The organism is Stutzerimonas tarimensis, from assembly GCF_042648805.1.
Lineage (GTDB): Bacteria > Pseudomonadota > Gammaproteobacteria > Pseudomonadales > Pseudomonadaceae > Azomonas > Azomonas tarimensis.
Genome location: NZ_JBHRXZ010000022.1, coordinates 163,212 through 182,797 on the forward strand (window position 1 = coordinate 163,212; position 19,586 = coordinate 182,797).

Annotated in this window: 20 protein-coding genes; 9 read left to right on the forward strand and 11 right to left on the reverse strand. The window is 66.5% G+C overall.

What is annotated here, in order from left to right; genetic code table 11:
* Positions 1–8: 8 nt before the first annotated feature.
* Genes ACFOMF_RS09905 through ACFOMF_RS09920 form a run of 4 tightly spaced genes read left to right on the forward strand, consistent with a single transcriptional unit; the run spans position 9 to position 3,373 of the window.
* Complete coding sequence (locus ACFOMF_RS09905; protein WP_386364324.1) at positions 9–773, forward strand: SURF1 family protein; 765 nt, start codon at positions 9–11, stop codon at positions 771–773.
* Between the two features lie 32 nt (positions 774–805).
* Entirely contained in the window at positions 806–1,825 is a 1,020-nt protein-coding gene (locus ACFOMF_RS09910; protein ID WP_449342990.1) for a COX15/CtaA family protein, read from the forward strand.
* On the forward strand, positions 1,822–2,715 hold the full coding sequence (gene cyoE, locus ACFOMF_RS09915) for a heme o synthase (protein ID WP_386364328.1): 894 nt from the start codon (positions 1,822–1,824) through the stop codon (positions 2,713–2,715). The genes ACFOMF_RS09910 and cyoE overlap by 4 nt, the downstream gene beginning before the upstream one ends.
* 16 nt (positions 2,716–2,731) lie before the next feature.
* Positions 2,732–3,373: an SCO family protein gene (locus ACFOMF_RS09920; protein ID WP_386364330.1), complete on the forward strand. Its 642-nt coding sequence runs from the start codon at positions 2,732–2,734 to the stop codon at positions 3,371–3,373.
* A gap of 10 nt (positions 3,374–3,383) precedes the next feature.
* Here the strand turns inward: ACFOMF_RS09920 and ACFOMF_RS09925 are convergent, their stop codons facing one another.
* From ACFOMF_RS09925 to ACFOMF_RS09935, 3 genes are read right to left on the reverse strand one after another with little or no spacing between them, the layout of a single operon-like run.
* The gene (locus tag ACFOMF_RS09925) at positions 3,384–4,157 is read right to left on the reverse strand and encodes a MetQ/NlpA family ABC transporter substrate-binding protein (protein ID WP_386364332.1); all 774 of its coding nucleotides are present in this window, start codon (positions 4,155–4,157) and stop codon (positions 3,384–3,386) included.
* Positions 4,158–4,167: 10 nt separating this feature from the next.
* Positions 4,168–4,833 carry a methionine ABC transporter permease gene (locus ACFOMF_RS09930; RefSeq protein ID WP_386364334.1) on the reverse strand — a complete coding sequence of 222 codons (666 nt, stop codon included), beginning with the start codon at positions 4,831–4,833 and terminating at the stop codon, positions 4,168–4,170.
* A complete protein-coding gene (locus ACFOMF_RS09935) occupies positions 4,833–5,840 on the reverse strand; it encodes a methionine ABC transporter ATP-binding protein (RefSeq protein ID WP_386365787.1) in 1,008 nt (335 codons plus the stop codon). The genes ACFOMF_RS09930 and ACFOMF_RS09935 overlap by 1 nt, the downstream gene beginning before the upstream one ends.
* Before the next feature lie 188 nt (positions 5,841–6,028).
* Between ACFOMF_RS09935 and katE the strand changes: the two genes are divergently transcribed.
* The gene (gene katE / locus ACFOMF_RS09940; RefSeq protein ID WP_386364336.1) at positions 6,029–8,197 is read left to right on the forward strand and encodes a catalase HPII; all 2,169 of its coding nucleotides are present in this window, start codon (positions 6,029–6,031) and stop codon (positions 8,195–8,197) included.
* 41 nt (positions 8,198–8,238) lie between these two features.
* Here the strand turns inward: katE and znuB are convergent, their stop codons facing one another.
* Genes znuB through ACFOMF_RS09955 form a run of 3 tightly spaced genes read right to left on the reverse strand, consistent with a single transcriptional unit; the run spans position 8,239 to position 10,275 of the window.
* The gene (znuB, locus tag ACFOMF_RS09945; RefSeq protein ID WP_386365789.1) at positions 8,239–9,024 is read right to left on the reverse strand and encodes a zinc ABC transporter permease subunit ZnuB; all 786 of its coding nucleotides are present in this window, start codon (positions 9,022–9,024) and stop codon (positions 8,239–8,241) included.
* The gene (znuC, locus tag ACFOMF_RS09950) at positions 9,017–9,793 is read right to left on the reverse strand and encodes a zinc ABC transporter ATP-binding protein ZnuC (RefSeq protein WP_386364338.1); all 777 of its coding nucleotides are present in this window, start codon (positions 9,791–9,793) and stop codon (positions 9,017–9,019) included. The genes znuB and znuC overlap by 8 nt, the downstream gene beginning before the upstream one ends.
* The gene (locus ACFOMF_RS09955) at positions 9,790–10,275 is read right to left on the reverse strand and encodes a Fur family transcriptional regulator (RefSeq protein WP_386364340.1); all 486 of its coding nucleotides are present in this window, start codon (positions 10,273–10,275) and stop codon (positions 9,790–9,792) included. The genes znuC and ACFOMF_RS09955 overlap by 4 nt, the downstream gene beginning before the upstream one ends.
* Positions 10,276–10,371: 96 nt before the next feature.
* Between ACFOMF_RS09955 and ACFOMF_RS09960 the strand changes: the two genes are divergently transcribed.
* Positions 10,372–11,331, forward strand: coding sequence for a zinc ABC transporter substrate-binding protein (locus tag ACFOMF_RS09960; protein ID WP_386364342.1), 960 nt, complete (start codon positions 10,372–10,374; stop codon positions 11,329–11,331).
* A 91-nt stretch (positions 11,332–11,422) separates the two neighbouring features.
* A complete protein-coding gene (locus ACFOMF_RS09965; protein ID WP_386364344.1) occupies positions 11,423–11,980 on the forward strand; it encodes a YfaZ family outer membrane protein in 558 nt (185 codons plus the stop codon).
* Here the strand turns inward: ACFOMF_RS09965 and ACFOMF_RS09970 are convergent.
* The 5 genes from ACFOMF_RS09970 to ACFOMF_RS09990 all read right to left on the reverse strand — a co-directional run bounded on the left by ACFOMF_RS09970 (position 11,974) and on the right by ACFOMF_RS09990 (position 17,307).
* A complete protein-coding gene (locus tag ACFOMF_RS09970; protein ID WP_386364346.1) occupies positions 11,974–12,990 on the reverse strand; it encodes an AbrB family transcriptional regulator in 1,017 nt (338 codons plus the stop codon). The genes ACFOMF_RS09965 and ACFOMF_RS09970 overlap by 7 nt on opposite strands.
* A gap of 3 nt (positions 12,991–12,993) precedes the next feature.
* Positions 12,994–14,511 (reverse strand): tripartite tricarboxylate transporter permease, encoded by a 1,518-nt coding sequence (locus ACFOMF_RS09975; protein WP_386364348.1) that lies wholly within the window; start codon positions 14,509–14,511, stop codon positions 12,994–12,996.
* Between the two features lies 1 nt (position 14,512).
* The gene (locus ACFOMF_RS09980) at positions 14,513–14,956 is read right to left on the reverse strand and encodes a tripartite tricarboxylate transporter TctB family protein (protein WP_386364349.1); all 444 of its coding nucleotides are present in this window, start codon (positions 14,954–14,956) and stop codon (positions 14,513–14,515) included.
* 74 nt (positions 14,957–15,030) lie between these two features.
* Complete coding sequence (locus tag ACFOMF_RS09985; protein ID WP_386364351.1) at positions 15,031–16,005, reverse strand: tripartite tricarboxylate transporter substrate binding protein; 975 nt, start codon at positions 16,003–16,005, stop codon at positions 15,031–15,033.
* 33 nt (positions 16,006–16,038) lie between these two features.
* A complete protein-coding gene (locus ACFOMF_RS09990) occupies positions 16,039–17,307 on the reverse strand; it encodes an OprD family porin (RefSeq protein WP_386364353.1) in 1,269 nt (422 codons plus the stop codon).
* Positions 17,308–17,489: 182 nt separating this feature from the next.
* Between ACFOMF_RS09990 and ACFOMF_RS09995 the strand changes: the two genes are divergently transcribed.
* Positions 17,490–18,164 (forward strand): response regulator, encoded by a 675-nt coding sequence (locus tag ACFOMF_RS09995; protein ID WP_386364355.1) that lies wholly within the window; start codon positions 17,490–17,492, stop codon positions 18,162–18,164.
* On the forward strand, positions 18,154–19,551 hold the full coding sequence (locus ACFOMF_RS10000; RefSeq protein ID WP_386364357.1) for a sensor histidine kinase: 1,398 nt from the start codon (positions 18,154–18,156) through the stop codon (positions 19,549–19,551). The genes ACFOMF_RS09995 and ACFOMF_RS10000 overlap by 11 nt, the downstream gene beginning before the upstream one ends.
* Positions 19,552–19,586 lie beyond the last annotated feature (35 nt).

A 19,586-nucleotide genomic window follows, 5' to 3' on the forward strand; every position in this document is an offset into this window, starting at 1 on the left:
TGCGCCCGATGCCCGGGCCGCTAGCGCCGCTCCGGTTCCGGCCGGGCCTGCCGGCGAGCCTGCTCCTGCTGCTGGGCCTGCCACTGTTCGTCTGGCTCGGGCTGTGGCAGCTCGATCGCGCCGAGCAGCGCTCCGCCAGGCAGAGCCTGCTGGAACAGCAGGCAACCGCCCCGGCGCAGCCCCTGGCCAGCCTGCAAGAGCCGTTCGAGGCGCGTCAGCGGGTGCGCCTGGACGGCCGCTTCGATGCCGACCACAGTTTCATCCTCGATAACCGCAGCCGCGACGGCCAGGTGGGCGCCGAACTCCTGCAGCCCTTCTTCGACATTCCCAGCGGCCGCTGGGTACTGCTCAACCGTGGCTGGCAGGCCTGGCCGGACCGGCATCTGCCGTTGCCCATGGACACCCCGCGCGAGCGTCTGCGGCTGACGGCCTGGGTCGCCCATCCCCAGGCGCAACCCTTCAGGCTGCCGCCGCCGAGCAGCGGTGAATGGCCGCTGCGCCTGCAGCACATCGAGATGGAAGCCGTCTGGGCACTCCTGGAGCGAGACGGTGTCGGTTACGAACTGAGGCTGGAAGCCGGCCCTGCCGCCTACCGCGTCGACTGGCCGGGCTCGGCGATGACCGTCGGCCGGCATCTCGGCTACGCTTTTCAATGGTTCGCCCTGGCGGCCGCGGTGCTTGGCCTGTGGCTGTATGTCGGCTTGCGACCAGCCGGCAGCGAGCCGCCGCGCCCGCCCCCACGGCCGGCGTCCGAGCCCCGGACGCCTGGCTGAGCCGCAAGGAGATCTAGATGGCCCGCCCCGGAATGCGCCTCGCCCTGGCTACCCTGCTGCTGACCCTGCTGGTGGTGCTGCTCGGCGCCTTTACCCGGCTGGTGGACGCTGGACTCGGCTGTCCGGACTGGCCGGGCTGCTATGGCTTTCTTGGCGTACCCATGAGCGAAGGCAAGCAGAACCTGGCGCTGGAGCGCTTTCCTGATGCGCCGCTGGAGGTGGCAAAGGGCTGGTTCGAGATGGTCCACCGCTACTTTGCCGGTGCCCTCGGGCTGGCGATTCTCGGCCTGGCGGTACTGGCGCTCCGGCGTCCGCAAATGCCGCGCCGATTGCCCCTGCTGCTGCTCGCGGTGGTGATCACCCAGGCGATGTTCGGCATGTGGACCGTCACCCTCAAGCTCTGGCCCCAGGTGGTCACCCTGCACCTGCTGGGCGGCATGACCACCCTGGCGCTGGTGTTTCTGCTCTGCCTGCGCCTGTCGGGGCGTTTCCCGGCGGCGCCGGGAATTCCTCGGGGGCTGCGTCGCCTGGGCCTGGCTGCGCTGATCCTGGCGGTGTTGCAGATCGCCCTGGGCGGCTGGGTAAGCAGCAACTATGCAGCAGTGGCCTGCCTGGACTTTCCCACCTGCCAGGGGCAGTGGTGGCCCACGGCGGACTTCGCCAACGGCTTTCACCTCACCCAGGACGTGGGCCCCAACTACCTGGGCGGATTGCTCTACAACGACGCCCGTACCGCCATCCACCTGACCCACCGGCTCGGCGCCCTGCTGCTCAGCCTGGTGCTGCTGGCGCTGGCCTTCAGCCTCTGGCGCCGGGGGCTGCGGGGGCTGGCCGGCCTGCTGCTGATGGCGCTGGCGGCGCAGCTGGCGATCGGCATCGCCATGGTTCTGCTGCACATGCCGCTGTCGCTGGCGGTGGCGCACAACGGCGGTGCCGCAGCCCTGCTGCTGGCCCTGGTGCTGGTCAATTACCGGCTGCGGCCGATGCAGGCATCCGGGCAGCCTGTCCGGACGCCTCCCCTTCATGCGATTCGCCCGGAGATACAGCCATGACGGCCCTGACCCAGACCCACCGCGCGCGCTGGCGCGACTATCTGGAAATGACCAAGCCGCGGGTGCTGATGCTGCTGATGGTGACCGCCCTGGTCGGCATGCTGCTGGCCAGTGTCAGTGCCCTGCCCCTGGAAATTCTGCTGTTCGGCAATCTCGGCATCGCCTGCTGCGCGGCCGCGGCCGCGGTGGTCAACCATGTGCTCGACCGGCGCATCGATGCGCAGATGCGGCGCACCCAGCAGCGGCCGCTGGCCCAGGGCCGGGTGCCGCCAGCCAGTGCCCTGCTTTTCGCGCTGGGCCTGGGCCTTTGCGGCATGGCCCTGCTGCTGACCTTCACCAATCCGCTGGCCGCCTGGCTGACCCTGGCCTCGCTGTTCGGCTACGCGGTGATCTATACGGTGTTTCTCAAGCGCGCCACCCCACAGAACATCGTTATCGGCGGGCTGGCCGGCGCTGCACCGCCGCTGCTGGGCTGGGTGGCGGTCACCGGCCAGGTCAGCACCGAGCCGCTGTTGCTGCTGCTGATCATCTTCACCTGGACGCCGCCCCACTTCTGGGCACTGGCCATCCACCGCCGTGACGAATACGCCAAGGCCGCGATACCCATGTTGCCGGTGACCCACGGCGTGCACCACACCAAGCAGCACATCCTGTTCTATACCCTCTTGCTGCTGCTGGTCAGCTCGCTACCCTACGCGCTGGGCATGTCCGGCCTGCCGTATCTGCTGGCGGCCGGGCTGCTCGGCGCACGCTTTCTCTACTGGTCCCTGGCGCTTTACCGCGACAGCCGGCCGGATGTGGCCATGGGCACCTTCCGCTACAGCATCCTCTATCTCTTTCTGCTGTTCATCGCGCTGCTGCTGGATCACTATTGGCGGCTATTTGGATGATCGAGCCCGGCGACCGATGAAGACTGCCCAGAAAGGCCTGCTGCTACTCATACCCCTGATCCTTGCGGTGATAGCTGCGCAGCTCTACCGGGGGCTCGATGACGCCCCGCAGGACGAGGCCGTGCTCAGCGAAGCCGGGGTCATCATGCTCCCGCAGCCACGCGAAACGCCGGATCTCGAGCTGATCGACCAGAACGGAGAACCCCTGCGCCTGCATCAGCTGGCCGGACGCTGGAGCCTGGTGTCCTTTGGCTACACCTTCTGCCCGGACATCTGCCCGACCACCCTCGCGGAGCTGCGCAACCTGCAGGCGCGCCTGCCGGAAGCCACCCTGGAGCGCCTGCGCACGGTACTGGTCACGGTCGATCCACACCGCGACACGCCCGAACAGCTCCGGACCTACCTGGGCTTCTTCGACGCCGAGTTCCTCGGCCTGACCGGCGACCTCGAGCATATCCAGGCGCTGTCGAACGTGCTTGGCATCCCCTTCATCCCGGGCGACACCAGCCGCGAGAACTACACCGTCGACCACAGCGGCAACCTCGCCATCATCGGCCCGGATGCACGCCTGCACGGTTTCGTGCGCTATCCGCTGGACGTGCCCAAGCTGGCCGAGGTGCTGCCGCGGCTGGTGGAGCGCGATCCGGCGCTGCGCTGATCGAGCGGCGCTAGAACGCCGGCACCACCGCGCCCTGGTAGCGCTCCTTGATAAAGGCCCGCACCGCTTCGCTGTTGAGCACCGCCGCGAGTTTCTGCACCGCCTCGCTGGTAGCGTTGTCCTCCCGGGCGACGAGGATGTTCACGTAGGGCGACTCGGCACCTTCGATGAGCAGGGCGTCCTCGCCGGGGTTGAGGCCGGCTTCCAGCGCGTAGTTGGTGTTGATCAGCGCCAGGTGCACCTGGTTCAGCACCCGGGGCAGGGTGGCGGCTTCCAGTTCGCGAATGCGCAGGCGCTTGGGGTTGTCGGTGATGTCCCGCGGGGTCGCGGTGATGCTGTCCGGGTCGGCCAGGCCGATCACGCCGCCCTGGGCCAGCAGCAGCAATGCCCGGCCGCCGTTGGTGGCATCGTTGGGGATCACCACCTCGGCCCGCTCGGGCAGCGCCTCGAGGCTGTCCACCCGCCGGGAATAAGCGCCGAACGGCTCGATGTGCACCCCAGCCACGCTCACCAGTGCGGTGCCGCGGCTGCGGTTGAATTCGTCCAGATAGGGCTGGTGCTGGAAGAAGTTGGCATCCAGCCGGCCCTCGGCCACCTGCACGTTGGGCTGCACGTAGTCGGTGAACACCTTGACCTGCAGGTCCACGCCATCCTCCGCCAGGACCGGGCGGACGAACTCGAGGATCTCGGCGTGGGGCACCGCGGTGGCGGCCACCTGCAGCCGTTCGGCAGCCTGCACGGAAAGCGCCGCGAAGGCGGCGAGGGCAGTCAGCAGGATTCTCATGGACTCTCCTTCATTTGCGGGAATAGTGGACGACCAACCGGTCACCCAGGGTTTGCAGCAGCTGTACCAGAACCAGCAGCAGGACCACCGTTACCACCATCACATCGGTCTGGAAGCGCTGGTAACCGAAGCGAATCGCCAAGTCACCGAGGCCACCAGCGCCCACCACACCGGCCATCGCGGTATAGGACACAAGGGTGATCGCGGTGACCGTGACCGCGGCGATGATCCCCGGGCGCGCCTCCGGCAGCAGGGCACGCCAGACGATCTGGCGGGTGCTGGCGCCCATCGCCTGCATGGCTTCGATGATGCCGCGGTCCACTTCGCGCAGGGCGGTTTCCATCAGCCGGGCAAAGAACGGCGTGGCCCCGGCCACCAGCGGCGGGATGGCCCCGGCGACCCCCAGCGAGGTGCCCACCAGCAGCAGCGTCAGCGGGATCATCACGATCAGCAGGATGATGAACGGCAGCGAGCGCAGCACGTTGACCACCAGCGAGAGCAGGGCGTACAGCGGCCGGTTCTCCAGCAACTGGCGCGGCCCGGCGAGAAACAGCAGCACCCCCAGCGGCAGACCGAACAGAACAGTGAACAGCAGCGAGCCGCCGAGCATCAGCAGGGTATCGAGGGTGGCCAGCCAGATCTCGTACCAGTCCACGTTGGCGAGCAGGGCATCCATCAGCGCAGTACCTCCAGATGCACGCCGGCCGCCTCCAGCGCGGCGGTGGCGGCGGGCAGGTCGCCGCCCACCAGGGCCAGGGTCAGCTGCCCGTAGGGCGTGGCGCGGATGCGGTCGATGCGTCCGGCCAGGATGCTGTAGTCGACCCCGGTCTCCCGTGCGATGCGCCCCAGCAGCGGGGTGAAGGTGGCTTCGCCGCGAAAGGTCAGGCGCAGGATGCGTCCGGGCACATGGGCGAAATCGTCACGCTGTTCGGCCTCGTCGATGTGCTCGGCTTCCTGAACGAACCGTCGGGTGGTGGGATGCTGCGGGTGCAGGAAGACTTCGGCCACCGGCCCATGCTCGACGATGCGGCCGGCCTCGAGCACCGCGACCCGGTCGCAGACCCGGCGGATCACGTCCATCTCATGGGTGATCAGCACGATGGTCAGCCCCAGCTCGCGGTTGATTTCGTCCAGCAGCGCCAGCACCTGGGTGGTGGTCTGCGGGTCCAGCGCGCTGGTGGCCTCGTCGCAGAGCAGCACCTTCGGCCCGGTGGCCAGCGCCCGGGCGATGCCGACCCGCTGTTTCTGCCCGCCGGAGAGCTGCGCCGGATACTTGTCGGCCTGGTCGCCCAGCCCGACCCGCGCCAGCAGTTCTTCTACCCGCGCTCTGACATCCCGCGCCGGCCGGTCGTCACCTAGGCGCAGGGGCAGGGCGACGTTGTCCGCCACGGTCTTCGAAGCCAGCAGGTTGAAGTGCTGGAAGATCATCCCCACCCGCTGGCGAAAGCGCCGCAGAGCAGCCGCATCCAGCGCGGTGACCTCCTCGCCGTCGACCAGGATGCGGCCGCTGCTCGGCGCCTCCAGCCGGTTGATCAGCCGCAGCAGGGTGCTCTTGCCGGCACCGGAATGGCCAACGAGGCCGAACACCTCGCCGCTATCGATGCACAGGCTGGTGGGCTGCAGGGCAGCGATGTCCCGCCCGCCGGCGCGGTAGTGCTTGGATACCTGGTCGAATTCGATCACATCGGGCCTGCGTCTGATAGGGAGCGACATGCCAGCGGCCACCCGCAGCGGCCGTGATAGGCGAAAACCATGAGACCCATAGACAAGGCTCATGGCTCCCGAAGAACGCTGGGCGCTGCCCCCGGTCACTAACTAGCACATGCCTGAGCGGTTCGCTTGAGGAGGCCGTACACCAGGAGGTGAATCGCTTGCCCTTTGATACTGATGGAGAGAAGACCCCGATGGCAGATGACAAGCCCACCCCCAGCGAACTGGCCGGTACCGATACCACCGACCGGCAGAACCGCAACGCCAAGACCGACAGCCTCGAGACCTTCCGTTCCGATGCCACCGGACAAGCGCTGACCAGCAACCAGGGCGTGAAGATCGCCGACAACCAGAACACCCTGAAAGCCGGGCCCCGCGGGCCGTCTCTGCTGGAAGATTTTCTCATGCGCGAGAAGATCACCCACTTCGACCATGAACGCATCCCCGAGCGCATCGTGCATGCCCGCGGCACGGCCGCCCACGGGGTATTCGTCAGCTACGCCAACCACAGCTGGCTGACCAAGGCCTCGTTTCTCGCCGAAGCGGGCAAGGAAACGCCGGTGTTCGTGCGTTTTTCCACCGTACAGGGCCCGCGCGGCTCGGCCGACACCGTGCGCGATGTGCGCGGCTTCGCCACCAAGTTCTATACCGACGAGGGCAATTTCGACCTGGTCGGCAACAACATGCCGGTGTTCTTCATCCAGGACGCGATCAAGTTTCCCGACTTCGTCCACGCGGTTAAGCCCGAACCGCACAACGAGATCCCCACCGGCGCCACCAACCACGACACCTTCTGGGACTTCGTCTCGCTGGTTCCGGAGTCGGCGCACATGGTGATGTGGGCCATGTCCGACCGCGCCATCCCGCGCAGCTACCGGGCGATGGAAGGCTTCGGCATACACACCTTCCGCGTGATAGACGGCGAGGGTCGCAGCCGCTTCGTGAAGTTTCACTGGAAGCCAGTGTCGGGTGTCTATTCGCTGGTCTGGGACGAGGCGCAGAAGATCGCCGGCAAGGACCCGGATTTCCACCGCCGCGACCTCTGGGAAGCCATCGAGAACGGCGACTACCCCGAATACGAGCTGGGGGTGCAGATCGTCGAGGAGGAGGGCGAGCACAAGTTCGACTTCGACCTGCTCGACCCCACCAAGATCATTCCCGAGGAACTGGTGCCGGTGCAGAAGCTCGGCAGGATGACCCTCAACCGCAACCCGGACAACTTCTTCTCCGAGACCGAGCAGTCCAGCTTTCACCCGGGCCATATCGTGCCGGGGATCGACTTCAGCAACGACCCGCTGTTGCAGGGCCGGCTGTTCTCCTACACCGACACCCAGATCAGCCGCCTCGGCGGGCCGAACTTCCATGAGCTGCCGATCAACCGGCCGGTGGCGCCGCTGCACAACAACCAGCGCGACGCCATGCACCGCATGACCATCGACAAGGGCCGCGCCGCCTACGAGCCCAACTCCATCGACAACGGCTGGCCGAAGGAGACCCCGCCGGCGGCGCAGGGCGGTGGCTTCGAGAGCTACCCGGAGCGCATCGAGGCGCACAAGATCCGCCAGCGCAGCGAGTCGTTCTCCGATCACTTCTCCCAGGCCACGCTGTTCTGGAACAGCATGAGCGAGGCGGAGAAGGAGCACATCATATCGGCCTATGCCTTCGAGCTGTCCAGCGTCGACCGAATGCATATCCGCGAGCGAGAGGTTTACCAGATCCTCGCCAATATCGACATGACCCTGGCCACCCGGGTGGCCGAGAAGATCGGCGTGGCGCCGCCTGCCGGGCCGACCGTGGCGCCGCGGCCGAGCCAGATTTCCATCTCGCCGGCGTTGAGCGAGGCCAACCTGCTCAGCGGCAACATCAAGTCACGCAAGGTGGCCGTGATGATCGCCGACGGCAGCGACGGGCAGGCGGTGGCGGCGCTGAAATCCGCGCTGATGGAGGAGGGCGCCATGACCATGCTTGTAGGCCCCTCCGCCGCACCGGTAAGGACTGCCGACGGCAACGAGTTGACCCCCGATGCGCCGATGCGCGGCAAGCCTTCGATCATGTTCGACGCGGTGTTCGTACCCGGCGGAGCGGACGCAGTACAGGCGATGATGGGGGACGGCGAGGCGCTGCATTACCTGCTGGAAGCCTACAAGCACCTCAAACCCATCGCCGTGCTGGGCGAGGCGAAGGACCTGATCATCGGCCTCAAGCTGCAGCCCGACGAGGGCCTGCTGGTGGGCAGCGGGCTGGATCAGGTCAAGGCGGACTTCTTCGCCGCCCTGGCCAGGCACCGCATCTGGGCGCGCGAGCCCAGGGCGAAGGCGATCCCGGCGTGACCCGCTGGGGGTGGGTGGGCTGAAGCCCACCCTACGGGCGATCAGGCCCGCTTTGGCAGGGCAAAGCTCAGCAGGAACAGCGCCGCGGCGCTGACCACGATGGAAGGCCCGGCCGGCGTGTCCTGGTACCAGGACAGCGTCAGCCCGGCGCACACTGCGAGCATGCCCAGCAGGCTGGCGCCCAGCGCCATCTGTTCCGGAGTACGGGCATGACGCTGGGCGGCGGCAGCGGGGATGATCAGCAGCGAGGTGATCAGCAGCACACCGACGATCTTCATCGCCACGGCGATCACCACCGCAATGAGCAGCATCAGCGCCAGGCGGATCGCCATCACCGGCAGGCCCTCCACCCTTGCCAGTTCCTCATGCACGGTGACCGCCAGCAGCGGCCGCCATAGGGGCACCAGTATCGCCATGACCAGCGCGCTGCCACCCAGCAGCCAGGCCAGATCGCTGCCGTCCACTGCCAGGAGGTCGCCGAACAGGTAGGCCATCAGGTCGATGCGCACGTCGGTCATGAAGCTCAGCGCCACCAGTCCCAACGACAGGGTGCTATGGGCCAGGATGCCCAGCAGAGTGTCGGAGGCCAGCGGCTGGCGCTGCTGCAGGGTCACCAGCAGGACCGCCAGCAGCACGCAGCAGAAGGTCACTGCCAGCATCGGCGCCACGTCGAGCATCAGCCCGAGGGCGACACCAAGCAGCGCGGCGTGGGACAGGGTATCGCCGAAATAGGCCATGCGCCGCCAGACCACGAAGGATCCCAGCGGCCCGGCCACCAGCGCCAGACCGAGGCCGGCGAGCAGGGCGTTGATCAGGAAGTCAGGCATCATGCTTGTGGTCGCAGTTCTCGTCGTGCTTGTGCGGACGCAGCACACTGCCGTGCAGGTCGTGGGCGTGGTCGTGATGGTGGTGATAGATGGCGAGACTGCGGGCATCGTTGCCGAACAGCTCGACGAAGGCCGGGTCCCCGCTGACCTGCTCGGGATGCCCGGAGCAGCACACATGACGGTTGAGGCAAACCACCTGATCGGTGGTGCTCATCACCAGGTGCAGGTCGTGAGAGACCATCAGCACGCCACAGCCATGGCGATCGCGCAGTTGGGTGATCAGCCGGTACAGGTCGGCCTGGCCGGCCACGTCCACGCCCTGCACCGGCTCGTCGAGCACCAGCAGGCCAGGGGCACGGAGCAGGGCCCGGGCGAGCAGCACCCGCTGGGTTTCGCCGCCGGAGATCTTCTGCAGCGGCGCGTCGATCACCTTGGGCGCGCCAACCTGCTGCAGCGCATCCAGCGCATCGCGCCGGCTGACCCCAGGGACCAGGCGCAGGAAGCGCTCCACCGACAGCGGCAGGGTGACATCCACGTGCAACTTCTGTGGCATGTAGCCAATCCGCAGGCCCGGCTGACGCCAGACGCTGCCGGCGTCCGGCTTGAGCAGCCCCAGCACCGTCCGCACCAGGGTGGTCTTGCCGGCGCCGTTGGGGCCGATCAGGGTGACGATTTCGCCGGGCCTGACTTCCAGCCGCGCATCCTCGAGCACCGTCTCGCCACGGTAACCGACCGAGACGCCCGCCAGGCGGATCAGGGGTTCGCTCATGTACCGCTCCGACAGCTGCCGCACAGGCCCACCACTTCCACCGTCTCGCCTTCGACGGCGAAGCCCTGCTCGGCAGCCGCCTCGCCAATGGCCGAGCTGATGCCCGGGCTCTGCAGCTCGATGGCACTGTGGCACTGGCGGCAGATGAGAAACTGGCCCTGATGCGGATGGTCGGGATGGGTGCAGCCGATGAAGGCATTCAGCGAGGCGATGCGATGAACGAGGCGGTTTTCCAGGAGGAAATCCAGCGCTCTGTACACCGTCGGCGGTGCCGCCCGACGGCCGTCCTGTTCGCTGAGGGTAGCAAGCAGATCATAGGCGCCCAGCGGCTTGTGACTCTGCCAGACCAGCTCCAGTACCCGCCGGCGCAACGCCGTGAGCCTGACGCCCTGACGGGCACAGATCTGATCGGCTTCGGCCAGCGCATGACGAACGCAACGCTGGTGATCGTGGGGCCTGCAGGCGAGGGGATGAGAGCTCATGGCGGCGACGCTCGGCAAAAGAGACGTTATTCTATAACAATCCATGGCGAACTACCGCGTTCGCCTGGTCTCTTGTCGCTTTTCCTGGAGTCCTTCATGTTTCGTTCTTTCGTCTCGGCGCTGAGCTTGAGCGCACTGCTGGTAGTCTCTGCCTCGGCACAGGCGGAGGTCAGGCTGCTGACCAGCATCAAACCGCTGCAGCTGATCGCCGCCGCCGTGCAGGACGGCATGGGCGAACCCGGACTATTGCTGCCTCCTGGCGCCTCGGCGCACCACCATTCGCTGCGTCCGTCTGACCTCAGGCGCCTGGGTAATGCCGAGCTTTTCTACTGGATCGGTCCGGACATGGAGGGCTTCCTGATCGACGTACTCAAGGCCCGTCAGGTGCCGGCACTGGCGGTCCAGGAGCTGCCCGGACTGCAGCTGCGCTACTTCCACGAACGCGAGCCGGCCGAGGCTGATCACGGCCAGAGCCATCAGGGCCAAAGCCATGGTCAGGCGCATGGCCACGACCACGATCATGACCACAAGCCCGGCAGCCTCGACGCGCACCTCTGGCTGCTGCCGGCCAACGCCCGGGTGATCGCCGCGCGGATGGCCGCCGACCTGGGCCAAGCCGACCCGGCCAATGCCGAGCACTACGCGGAAAACCTGCAGGCCTTCGGCGAACGGCTCGACGCCCTGGACGAACGCCTGCGCCAGCGGATCGTGGCGGTGCAGGGCAAGCCCTACTTCGTCTTCCACCAAGCCTACGACTATCTCGAGGCCGCCTACGGTCTGCAGCATGAGGGCGTCTTCAACCTCAGCGGCGAAGTACAGCCGGGCGCCCGTCACGTCGCCCAGCTGCGTCAACGCCTCGAGCAAACCGGCCCGAGTTGCGTATTCAGCGAACCGCCTCTGCGGCCGCGACTGGTGGACACCCTGACCGCCGGCCTGCCGGTGCAGAGCGCCGAACTCGATCCACTGGGCACCGAAACACCGGCCACAGCGCAGGGCTACGAACAGTTTATCGAGGGACTGGCCGACGACCTGGCCGGCTGCCTGGAGAAACTTTGAGTTGCAACCCGGCGGTTCGACAGGCGCCGCCGTCATGCGACCCTGATCGCTGAAGGTTCGCACAGGCAAACAGGCAAGGGAGCTCAACAGAATGAAAACGCCATTCGGCATGCTGCTCATGACCTCGGGGCTGCTGCTGGCCAGTCAGTCGGCATTGGCGGTGAATCTCACCATTACCGGCGGCAGCAATTCCTTTGGTATCGATGCAAGCCAGGTCGTGACCCCCGGGGTACGCGCCGGAATCGGTTATCTGCACACCGACGACCGTGGCCATGATGCGCAGATCTACAGCGGCTCGCTGATGTTCTCACCGGCGATCATCGAACTCGACATCGCCGTCGGCGGACGTTACCAGTACCAGGACACCGACCTCGGCAACGGCGGCGGCCTCGGTATAGGCGGTTCGGTGTTCAGTGCCACGCCGATCCCGGCACTGCGAGTCGGCGGCTACGGCTTCTTCACTCCCCAGGGACTGACCCATGGGGATGTCGACGAGAGCATCGAGTACGGCCTACAGGGTCGCCTGCGGCTGTTCGGCCAAACCCACCTGTTCGCCGGCTACCGCTATTTGCGTTCGGACTTTTCCGGTGACGGCAACCGCACCCTGCACAGCGGTCCGGTGCTCGGGCTCAACGTCGGCCTCTACTGAGCGCAGCGCCTGCGCCAGAGCCGATAGAGCGGCTCGGCCAGGCTCAACACGAGAAACAGCCGCAGCACCTGCAGGGCCGTCACCAGCGCCACCGACAGGTGCAGCGCCTCGGCGGTCAGGCTCAGCTCGGCAATGCCTCCGGGCATCATTCCCAGCATGAGCGAAACCTGATCGATCTCGGCAAGCCAGCCGAGTGCCTCGCCCAGCCCGGCCGCCGCCAGCATCGCCAGTAGCGTGAAAAGCAGGACACGGGCAAGGAATGCCGGTGCGCTGCGAAAGAACGGTCGGTCGAAATGGCTGCCCAGCGAACAGCCGATCAACCATTGGCCCATGGCGCCGAGCCCGTCGGGCAGCGCGATGTGCAAATCGAGGCTGGCGCTGGCCAGGCCGCACACCAGCAACGGACCGAACATCCAGGGATTGGGAAGCCAGCGCCTCAGCAGCAGGGCCGCCGCCAGGCCAGCCGGCAGCAGGACGGCCAGCCAGCGCAGGTCCACCGGCAAGGGCAGCGGCTCGGCCGCGGGCAGCTTCCAGGCGAACAGCGCCGGAATGATCAGCACCACCAGCAGCAGACGCAGGCTATGGGCAGCCGCGACGCGCTGCACGTCGGCCCCGTGGCGGCTGGCGAGGTTGGCCATCTCGCTGGCGCCGCCCGGCATGCTGGCGAAGAACGAAGTGGCTCGATCGACCCCGGCGCGGCGCAGGATCAGGATGCCGATCAGGCTGAGACCGAGGGTGCCCAGGGCACCGGCGAAGATCACCCCGAAATGACTGACGACCTGTTCCAGCACCTCGCGGGTGAAATGCAGACCCAGGCCGGTGGCGACCAGCACCTGGCCGAGCTTGCGACCATGGGGCAGGTCGCCGACCCGCCATCCGCTGCAGCGCACCAGTATCACCGCCAGCAGCGAGCCGATCATCCAGGGCAGCGGCCAGCCGGCGAGGGTTGCCAGCCAGCCGCCCAGAGCGCCGATGAGCGGCGTCGCCCACCAGCCGGGCAGCCGCTGCATGGCTCAGGCCTCAGCCGCGCGGGCCAGGGCCAGCTTGCGGCGGCTACGCCACCAGCGCAGCCCCGGCAGGGTCAGCATCAGCGCCACCAGCGCCCAGAGTATCAGGGTGATGGAGCTGCCCCAGAGCACACCCAGGTCGCCACCGGAAATCGACAGCGCACGCCGCAGGTTGTCTTCCATCATTTCACCCAGTACGAAGCCGAGGATCAATGCCGAGAGCGGGAAGTCCAGCTTGCGCAGGAGGTAGCCGAACACGCCCAGGCCGATCATCAGTACCAGATCGAACACGGTGCTGTGAACCGCGTAGACGCCTACCAGGCTGATCACTGTGATGGCCGGTACCAGCACCCAGTTGGGCACGCTGAGCATTCGCGAGAACACGCCCACCATGGGAATGTTCATGATCAGCAGGATGACGTTGCCGATGAACAGCGACGCGATCAGGCCCCAGACCACGTCCGGTTGCTGTTCGAACAGCAGCGGGCCGGGGGTGATGTTGTAGAGGGTCAGGGCGCCGATCATCACCGCCGTGGTACCGGAGCCAGGCACGCCGAGGGTCAGCATAGGTATCAGCGAACCACAGGCCGAGGCGTTGTTCGCCGCCTCGGGGGCCGCCAGTCCGCGCAAGTCACCTTCACCGAAGCGACCAGAGTCACCGGCCAGGCGTTTCTCGGTCATGTAGGTCATGGCACTGGCGATGGTCGCACCGGCACCCGGCAGAGTACCGATGACGAAACCGGCGGCGCCGCTGCGTATCGTGGTCCAGAGGGTCGAACCGAACTCCCTGGCGTTGAACAGCATGCGCCCGCTGGCCTTGACCGCCTTCTGCCCGGCGTGGGTCTTTTCCAGCATCAGCAGGATCTCGCTGACGCTGAAGAAGCCGATCACCACGATGACGAACTGGATGCCATCGGACAGACTCACGCTGCCGAAGGTGAAGCGGTATACGCCGGTGGTGGAGTCCACCCCGACCGTGGCCAGCGCCAGGCCGATGGCCGCGGCCATCAGCGTCTTGACCGGCTTGTTGCCGACCATGCCGCCCAGGCAGGCGATGGCGAACACCATCAGCACGAAATATTCGGCCGGACCGAAGGCCACCGCCCATTTCGCCAGCAGCGGGGCGAACAGCACCACGCCGCAGGTGGCAATGACGCTGCCGATGAATGACGACACCGCCGACAGTGACAGCGCGATACCCGCCTTGCCCTGGCGCGCCAGCGGGTAGCCGTCGAGAGTAGTCATGATGGCGGCGGCATCGCCCGGCACGTTGAGCAGGATTGCCGAGATGCGCCCGCCGTACTCACAACCCAGGTACACGGCCGCCAGCAGGATCAGCGCGGTTTCCGGCGGCAGGCCGAGGGCGAAGGCGATCGGCAGCAGCAGGGCCACGCCGTTGATCGGGCCCAGCCCGGGCAGCAGGCCCACTATGGTGCCGACAAAGGCGCCAAACAGCGCGACCAGCAGGTTGGAGGGGCGCAGGGCGACATCGAAGCCCTGCATCAGGAAGTTCAGCGTTTCCATATCAGTTCTCCAAGAGACCAAGCACGCCCAACGGCAGCGGGACGTCGAGCAGGTAGTCGAACAGGCCGAACATCAGGCCCCCCATCAGCGCGGCGCTGATGGCGCAGGGCAGGGGCCGCCCACCGAACAGCAGGCCCAGGGCGAACACGCTGATCGAGGTGCTGAGAACAAAGCCGAGAAGCTCGTAGAGCAGCGCGTAGACCAGCAGTGCCAGGACACAAAGCACCACCTTGTGCGCCATCGCCTTGTCGAATACAGGTGCCGGGTCGCTGCCCGGCTTGAAGATCAGCCACAGCGAACCGGCGGCCATCAGCACGATAAGCAACAGCGGATAGGCACGAGGCCCCACCGGGTCGTAGGCGAAGGGAGCCTGGAAGCCCCAGGCGAGCACGGCCAGGCCGACGCAGAGCAGCAGCCAGGCTGCCGCAAAGACGCGAACGTACATGGTTGTTTCCTCGGAGACGCGGGAGGGTGGGACAGGAGCCGGCGGACGCCAGCTCCTGTCAGGCTACAAGCGGACTACTTGACCAGGCCGAACTCCGCGGCGAGCGCCTTGTATTGTTCGACCTGCTGACGGACGAACGCCTCGAGCTCGTGGCCGGTCAGGCTCAGCGGGAACAGATCCCGGCGCTCACGCAGCGCGGCGAAGTCCTGGTCGGCCAGCAGGCCATCGAAACGGGTCTTCCACCAGTCGAACTCTTCGTCGCTGACCTTGGGGCCCATGTAGAAGCCACGGATCACCGGCCAACTGATGTCGTAGCCCTGTTCCCTGGCGGTGGGGATGTCGGCCAGCTTGCCCGGCAGGCGCTCGTCGGAGAGCACTGCGAGGATGCGGATCTTGCCGGCTTCCAGCTGGGGGGTGACTTCCCCCAGGCCGCTGCTGGTGACCTGCACATGGCCGCCGAGCATCGCCGTCAGGGTCTCGCCGCCGCCTTCGAAAGCCACGTAGCGCAGCTTCTGCGGATCGACCCCGGCGGCGCGGGCAATCAGCGCGGTCTGCATCCAATCCTGACCACCAATGGTTGCGCCGGCACCGAACACCACGCCGCCTGGACTCTTCCTGATCGCGTTGACCAGGTCATCCAGGGTTTGCCAGGGCGAGTCGTCGCGGACCGAGATGGCGCCGTAGTCGGTGCCGATCGCCGCCAGCCAGCGCACCGCGGTTTCGTCGTAGCGGCCGAACTTGCCCTGGGCGAGGTTCAACAGCGAACCGCTGGAGAAAGCGGTGATCGTGCCGGGCTGATCCGCCCGCTGAGCGACCACGGCATTATAGGCGACAGCCCCCACGCCACCTGGCATGTAGGTGACGCGCATCGGCGCTTTGAGCAGTTCGGATTCCTGGAACCCGCTCTGGGCGAGCTTGCAGGTCAGGTCGAATCCGCCGCCGGGCTTGGCCGGAGCAATGCATTCAGGGCGCTTCGGCTCGGCCAGCAACTGGCTGGACAGCATCAGGCAGGAAGTGAATAGCGCTACACGAGCGAGTGCGGTTTTCATGGGCATATTCTCTGATTCTTATTGTGGACGGATTTACCAGATCGGTTTGGTGTAACTGACAATGACTCGGGTCTCGTCGGCGTCACGCGCGAAGTCCGACCGGAAGCTGGCATGGCGCAGGCGCACGCCGAGGTTCTTCAGAGGACCATCCTGGAGGACATAGCGAAGCTCGATGTTGCGTTCCCATTCATCACCCCGGGCATCGCTGCCGGTGATGCGTGCGTTGTCGCCGCTGATATAGCGGGTCATGAAACTCAACCCAGGTATTCCGACCGCCGCGAAGTTGTAGTCGTAGCGGGCCTGCCACGAACGCTGTTCGGCGTTGGCGAAATCGTTGATCTGCACGAAGTTAACCAGAAAGGGGTTGGTCCCATCGACATAGGCGAAGCCGGTGTCACCACTCAAGTGCTGATAGCCCAGGCTGACCTTGTGGCCCGCGAGGCTGTAGCCGATCAACCCGTTGAGGGCCCGGTTGTCGATCTGACCGGCGTTGGAAGCACCCTGATCGTCACTGATGGAAAACCGCAGATCCGCCGACAGCGTCCCGCTACCGGCTGGCTTGGCAACAAGCAGGCCGAAGAAGTGCTGGCGATAGACGTCTTCCAGCTCGGCCACATGGTAGCGTCCGGTCAGCGTCTCGCTGATCCTATAGTCGAAACCCAGCATGGTCAGGTGATCGGCTTCGGCCTTGACCGCGAAGCGGCTGTTCTTGTTGTTCAGCGCCAGGCGCTCGGCATGGGTCGAGTCGCGCTGTTTCGTCCGGTCGATGCGCCCGCCGGTCAGGGTCAGACCTTCGATATCCTGGGACACCAGCAACCCGCCTTCGAAGCTTTGCGGCAGCAGACGACCATCGTTGGGTGCCAGGGTCGGCAGCTCCGGAATGAGAGTGCCGAGCCTCAGCTCGGTCTCCGACCACTTCAGCTTGCCGGTCAGGCCAAGCTTGCTGTACTCGTCGGCGGCGCGACCGCTGTCACCCACCGGCAGCACACCGCTGCCGGCGCGATCGGGGCTCGAATCGAGCTTGAGGCCGAGCATGCCGAGCGCGTCCAGGCCCACGCCAATGGTGCCTTCGGTGTAGCCGGATTGGATGTTGAGGATGAAACCCTGGCCCCATTCTTCGCGCTTGGACTGACCAGTCCCTTCGCGGAAGTCGCGGTTGAAATAGACGTTGCGAGCTTCCAGCGTGGCGTTGCTGTCTTCGAGAAAAGCAGCCTGGCTGAGCGGGGCGAGGCCTGCGGCGACAATGGCTACGGCGAGCGCGAGGGGCGCGGGCGAGCACGGACGTCTGACGGATGTCAGCATTGAACTCTCCATTCTTGTTTTTGTTGTGAACGGCAGCAGGGCTGCCCAAACGGACGAATCGAGTCGTCAGGCGTGGATGCTAGGGGGTCAAGCTTTCGCCAAGCTTTCAGGGATCGACCGCTTCGCGCAGCTTGCCTCCGGGCCGGTTAAACTCATTCGATACAGCTATGTGGAGACAGCCGATGCGGATCCTGCTGGTCGAAGACCACCCTCAGTTGGCCGACAGCGTCGGCCAGACGTTGCGCCAGGCCGGCTGGACGGTGGATCTTCTGAAAGATGGCATCGCCGCCGATCTCGCCCTGGCCAGCGAGGACTATGCCCTGGCGATTCTCGATGTGGGTCTGCCTCGTCTGGATGGCTTTCAGGTTCTGTCGCGCCTGCGCGAGCGGGGCAAGACCCTGCCGGTGCTGATGCTGACGGCCCGCGGCGAAGTGCAGGACCGCGTGCATGGCCTCAATCTCGGCGCTGACGATTACCTGGCCAAACCCTTCGAGTTGAGCGAACTCGAAGCGCGGGTCAAGGCCCTGCTGCGCCGCAGCCTGGCCGGTGGCGAGCACCAGCACCGCTGCGGGCCCTTGGTATTCGATCTCGGCACCCGGCGCTTCATCCTCGACGGCGCGCCGCTGAGTCTCACATCCCGTGAACAGGCGGTGCTCCAGGCGCTCATCACCCGGCCCGGACGGGTGATGAGCAAGGACCAGCTGGCCGCCCAGGTATTCGGCCTGGACGAGGAAGCCAGCGCCGACTCCATGGAAATCTATGTACATCGGCTAAGACGCAAGCTCGACGGAGCGGCGATCCGCATCGTCACCTTCCGCGGTCTTGGCTACATGCTGGAGCCCCAGGATGGGGGCTAGCGAAGGCAGCCTGCGCGGGCGCCTGCTCCGGCGCCTGGCCGCGATGCTCGCGGTACTGCTCCTGATCGGCGGCTGGAGCGCCTACTGGAACGGCCGGGAGGCGGCCGATACCGCCTACGACCGCACCCTGCTGGCCTCGGCGCGGGCCATCGCCGATGGTCTGTTCACGGCTGATGGGCGCCTCGAAGCCCTGGTGCCTTATGTGGCCCTGGACATGTTCGCCTACGACAGCGCCGGGCGCATCTACTATCAGGTGCTGGATCTGCAAGGTGAATCGATTTCAGGTTACGCCGACCTTCCCGCACCGCCGCCAGGCACCCCGCGCACCGACGACTATCCCGCGCTGGCTCGCTTCTACAACGGGGAATATGCCGGGGAGGGCGTTCGCCTGGTCAGCCTGCTGCAGCCTGTCAGTGAGCCCCAACTCAACGGTATCGCCGAGATACGCGTCGCCGAAACCCTCGGTGCCCGGGAGCGGCTCGCGCGTGATCTGCTCAGCGATACGCTTTGGCGCTCAGGTCTGCTGGCACTCGCCTCGCTGGTGATGGTGTGGCTGGCGGTCAGCGCGGGCCTGCGCCCACTGGGACGGCTGAGCGAGGCGGTCGCCGAGCGCCAGCCCGACGATCTCCGGTCGCTGCCCATGGTCAGCGTACAGCGCGAGCTCGTTCCACTGGTCAGCGCCCTCAATGGCTTCACCGGGCGACTGCGCAAGCAGTTCGAGCGCCAGGCGCGGTTCATCGCCGATGCCTCCCACGAACTCCGTACACCACTGGCCGCGCTGAAAGCACGCCTCGAACTTGGCTTGCGCGAAAGGCAGCCCGAACGCTGGCGAGAAACCCTGGAAGAAGCTGCCAGCACGACCGACCGCCTGATCCACCTGGCCAACCAGCTGCTGTCGCTGGCACGGGTGGAAAGCGGCGCCCAGGCCATCGCCGAAGGCGGCGCCCAGCGACTCGACCTGTCCGTGCTCGCCCGCGAGCTGGGCCTGGCCATGGCGGCGCTGGCCCATAAGCGAGGCGTCTCGCTGGCCCTGGAGGCAGGGCATCCGGTCTGGATTGTCGGCGAGCCCACGCTGCTCACCGAACTCTTGTCCAACCTCGTCGACAACGCCCTGGCGCATACCCCCGGAGGGGGTAACGTGGTGATCAGAGTCTTGCCCGAGGGTGTACTGGAAGTCACCGACGACGGCCCGGGCATCCCCGCCGAAGAGCGCGATCGGGTCTTCGCCCGCTTCTACCGCCGGGACACCGAGCGCTCGGGTGCAGGCCTGGGCCTGGCCATCGTCGGCGAAATCTGCCGCGCCCACCGCGCTTCCATAGTGCTGGACGAGAGCGAGGGGGGTGGCCTGCTGGTCAGGGTCAGCTTCGCCGCGTCGAGCCGGAAATGAAAAACCCCGGCGCAGGGCCAGGGTTTTGATGGGGC

What these genes read in the sequence shown, in the direction of transcription:
- ACFOMF_RS09905 (WP_386364324.1), top strand. Translation starts at nt 9, where the DNA reads ATGCCCGGGCCGCTAGCGCCGCTCCGGTTCCGGCCGGGCCTGCCGGCG.
- ACFOMF_RS09910 (WP_449342990.1), top strand. Translation starts at nt 806, where the DNA reads ATGCGCCTCGCCCTGGCTACCCTGCTGCTGACCCTGCTGGTGGTGCTG.
- cyoE (WP_386364328.1), top strand. Translation starts at nt 1,822, where the DNA reads ATGACGGCCCTGACCCAGACCCACCGCGCGCGCTGGCGCGACTATCTG.
- ACFOMF_RS09920 (WP_386364330.1), top strand. Translation starts at nt 2,732, where the DNA reads ATGAAGACTGCCCAGAAAGGCCTGCTGCTACTCATACCCCTGATCCTT.
- ACFOMF_RS09925 (WP_386364332.1), bottom strand. Translation starts at nt 4,157, where the DNA reads ATGAGAATCCTGCTGACTGCCCTCGCCGCCTTCGCGGCGCTTTCCGTG.
- ACFOMF_RS09930 (WP_386364334.1), bottom strand. Translation starts at nt 4,833, where the DNA reads ATGGATGCCCTGCTCGCCAACGTGGACTGGTACGAGATCTGGCTGGCC.
- znuB (WP_386365789.1), bottom strand. Translation starts at nt 9,024, where the DNA reads ATGCCTGACTTCCTGATCAACGCCCTGCTCGCCGGCCTCGGTCTGGCG.
- znuC (WP_386364338.1), bottom strand. Translation starts at nt 9,793, where the DNA reads ATGAGCGAACCCCTGATCCGCCTGGCGGGCGTCTCGGTCGGTTACCGT.
- ACFOMF_RS09955 (WP_386364340.1), bottom strand. Translation starts at nt 10,275, where the DNA reads ATGAGCTCTCATCCCCTCGCCTGCAGGCCCCACGATCACCAGCGTTGC.
- ACFOMF_RS09960 (WP_386364342.1), top strand. Translation starts at nt 10,372, where the DNA reads ATGTTTCGTTCTTTCGTCTCGGCGCTGAGCTTGAGCGCACTGCTGGTA.
- ACFOMF_RS09965 (WP_386364344.1), top strand. Translation starts at nt 11,423, where the DNA reads ATGAAAACGCCATTCGGCATGCTGCTCATGACCTCGGGGCTGCTGCTG.
- ACFOMF_RS09970 (WP_386364346.1), bottom strand. Translation starts at nt 12,990, where the DNA reads ATGCAGCGGCTGCCCGGCTGGTGGGCGACGCCGCTCATCGGCGCTCTG.
- ACFOMF_RS09975 (WP_386364348.1), bottom strand. Translation starts at nt 14,511, where the DNA reads ATGGAAACGCTGAACTTCCTGATGCAGGGCTTCGATGTCGCCCTGCGC.
- ACFOMF_RS09980 (WP_386364349.1), bottom strand. Translation starts at nt 14,956, where the DNA reads ATGTACGTTCGCGTCTTTGCGGCAGCCTGGCTGCTGCTCTGCGTCGGC.
- ACFOMF_RS09985 (WP_386364351.1), bottom strand. Translation starts at nt 16,005, where the DNA reads ATGAAAACCGCACTCGCTCGTGTAGCGCTATTCACTTCCTGCCTGATG.
- ACFOMF_RS09990 (WP_386364353.1), bottom strand. Translation starts at nt 17,307, where the DNA reads ATGCTGACATCCGTCAGACGTCCGTGCTCGCCCGCGCCCCTCGCGCTC.
- ACFOMF_RS09995 (WP_386364355.1), top strand. Translation starts at nt 17,490, where the DNA reads ATGCGGATCCTGCTGGTCGAAGACCACCCTCAGTTGGCCGACAGCGTC.
- ACFOMF_RS10000 (WP_386364357.1), top strand. Translation starts at nt 18,154, where the DNA reads ATGGGGGCTAGCGAAGGCAGCCTGCGCGGGCGCCTGCTCCGGCGCCTG.